General features: G+C 72.4%; 1 protein-coding gene. It reads right to left on the minus strand.

What is annotated here, in order from left to right; translation table 11 throughout:
* Positions 1-26: 26 nt before the first annotated feature.
* Positions 27-2,999, minus strand: coding sequence for an ATP-dependent DNA helicase (locus tag BR70_RS21920; protein WP_051596475.1), 2,973 nt, complete (start codon positions 2,997-2,999; stop codon positions 27-29).
* Positions 3,000-3,046 lie beyond the last annotated feature (47 nt).

The following is a 3,046-nucleotide window of genomic DNA, read 5'->3' on the forward strand; positions in this document are numbered from 1 at the left end:
GTCCGCCCCTTCCTCGTGCGTGCGTGTCAGCGTTCGATGCCGTCGTCGCCGCGGCTGATCTCCGGCGCGCGGTACTCGTCGCGTCGTGCCTGCTCTGCGGCGCCGTTGTCAGCGTCGCTGGCGCGCTCGTCGGGGTCGTAGCCGGCTCCCTCGAGCGTTGCCCGGTTCCGCTCGGAGCGGGACGACGAGATCCGCGGCGCCGCCGCCTCTTCGACGTCCGTGTGCCCCTCCGCAGCGATCGCTGACGTCTCGGCCGCGGCCGCGTCGCGGCCGTCGGTCGTGATCGCTGCAGTGTCGGTGTTGGTCTGGCTCTCAACCGCGGCCGCGGCTGCCGCACCCACGGCGGTGCCCTCGGCGACCGCAGCAGCGTCGCGTTCCTCGGGGTTCGGGTAGCGGGCGGCGATTCGGTCGGTGCGCTCCTTGTCCCGCGCGGCCTGCTGCTCGGCACGCTCCCGGTCACGGTCGGCCTTCCGCTGCGCGTCGCGGGCTGCAGCGTCACGGTCGCGCTGCGCCTTGCGCTCGGCCTCCTGCAGGGCACGGCGGCGTTCGTCAGCAGAGCGCTGCAGCTGCCGAGTGAACTCGGAGGTGACGTTCTGCGCTGCGCGGCCGGCGTGCCGGCCGACGTGGTCGAGGGTGTCGTCGATGGGGTCGCTCATGATGGTTCCTTCCTGCTGCGGGACAGTGCGCGGCGGCACCGCGGCCACGGGAGTGGTCGGGGTACCGGTCGGGGTCGCGGGTGCGGCCTCGGCGGTGGACGCCTGCGGAGCAAGCTCCGTGGCGGTCTCAGGACGGGTCTGTGTGGTCGGCTCTGCGACGACGTCGGACGCGGTGGCCACCGCCGTCGACGTCACCTGCTGCACGCCCTCCGCGGCCGCGACCAGGGCGGTGCGGGCAACCGCGGTCTGCTCGGCGGCGCGGGTGGCGTAGTGCTCGCGCGTCGACGCAGTGACCTCCGGCGCGGTCGACAGCGCAGCCGCCTTGTGGAGCGCGGTCACGCGCTCCTGCAGGTGGTCGGCGACCGGGTTCCCGCGGAGCTTGTCCGGGATGGCCTGCGGCTCGGACGGGTCGATGCGGTACTTGGTGCGGAGCACGTCGACCTCCGCCGCTGTGCGGTGCCAGTCGAACATCCGCCACGGCTCGGACGGGAGCCGTCCGAGATCCTGCGTCCACGCCGGCTGCTCGAGGGCGAGGGCCGCGCCCCGCTCCTTCAGGCGCACGCCGATGTAGTGGTGCCGCTCGGCGAGGTGGTCGCGCCACTCGGCCGGGAGGAGCTCGTCCTGGTGGCGGCGGCCGTCAGCGATCCAGGCCGGCACCCCGTCGACGGGTTCGCGATCGACGACGCGGACAACGGGCTGGTCGATGCCCTCGAGCGCCTTTTCGATGCGCCAGTGCAGCACCGCCGGCACGTCCTCGGCGGTGCCGAGCTCACGCTGCTTGTACGCGTCCTGCAGCGTCGCGATCGGATCGTGGCCGTAGTCCTCCGCGTGACGCAGTGACGCGGCGAGGGCACCCCACGACTCCTGCCCCTCGAGGGACGTGGCAAGCTCTGCGCCGAGGGCCTTCGTGACGATCGCGCCGGCGCGGAGCTCGTCGGCGTGTACGGCAACGTCGGCGTGCTGGTCGATGAGGGTGACCAGGTCCTCGACGCGGTCCTGCTCGAGGCGGATCGTCTCGTGTGCAGAGAGCATCCGTTCGGAGCGGGCGGCGATCTGCTCGAGCGCGTCGGGGACGGTCGCGGCGTCGTCGAGGGCGAGGTAGAGCCGGTTGCTTTCCTTCCCGCGAGACAGGGCCGTGTAGGCGTCCTCGCGGCTCATGGTCGCGTCGCCGAGGACGTGGGTGCGGTCGGTGGTGAGGCCCTGGGAGCGGCTGATGGTGCGGGCGTAGCCGACCTCGACGTGCTGGGCGACGTAGCCGGCGGGCAGCTGGATCACGGCGCCGTGCTCGGCGTGCGCGACGTCGAGGGTGCCGTTGTCGCGGATCCCGGTGACGGTCCAGAGGTCGCCGTTCTTGACGCGGTCGCGGCCGCCCTGGATCCGCAGGTCGGAGTCGTTGCGGCGGGTGACGATGGTGTCGCCGACGTGCGCGGCGAGCCCATCTCGCAAGGGGACGGACCGGGACGTGTCGAGGTCTCCGGTGGAGATCCGGAACGCCTGCGCGCGGGCGTTGAGATCCGCGACGGCCGTCGACGTCGGGGCAAGCATCAGGGAGCGGGTGCCGGCGAGGGTGTCGTGCTGCCACCCCTCGAACACCGCGGCGGTCATCCGCTCGCTGTCACCACCGACGACGCGGCTGTTGTCCTGGTACCAAGCGAACGGGTCGCCTGGGCGCATCGGGTCGCGGAGTCGGAGGGAGGCTTCCGCTTCGTCGGCGTCTGCGAAGCGGTGGACGTGCTCGAGCTGCACAGACCCCACCTCGCGGTCGATGAGTCGGAGCACGCCGCCGGCTTCGACGGCGGAGAGCTGCCGGTCGTCACCGATCCCGCGAACGACGGCGCCGTACTCGGCGGCGATCCGGCGGACGTCGTCGAGGCGGAACGTGCCAGCCATGCCGGCCTCGTCAACCACGATCACGTCACCCGGCTGCAGCGCGAACTTCTCGACCACCTCGTCCTGCTGGTGGGCGACGATGAACCCGTGGATCGTCGTCGCGTCGATCCCCACGGCCTCGGACAGCACGGACGCTGCAGGGGCGGAGGGGGCGAGTCCGATCATGCGGACACCGCCCGCCTGCAGGGCGTCGTTGGCGAGCTTGAGCGCGGTGGTCTTGCCGGCGCCGGCGGGACCGATGCCCATGAGCAGTTCCCGGTCCGAGGTCGCGAACGCTTTCGCGAGATCCCGCTGCCCCTGGTCGAGCGGGCCGGTGTAGGCGACCGCGACGCGCTCGAACACGTCGATCGACACCGGCGCCATCGTCCGGGTCCGGGCGGCGTCGAGGAGCCGGTCCTCGGCGGCGAGGATCCCGCCGGACGTGTAGACGGTCTTGCCCTTGTGATCGAACACCGACTCACCATTCGAGCGGGTGAGTGGCTTGAACGCGCCGTGCGGGG

Origin of the sequence: Curtobacterium sp. UNCCL17, from assembly GCF_000686685.1 — a bacterium.
Taxonomy (GTDB): Bacteria; Actinomycetota; Actinomycetes; order Actinomycetales; family Microbacteriaceae; genus Curtobacterium; species Curtobacterium flaccumfaciens.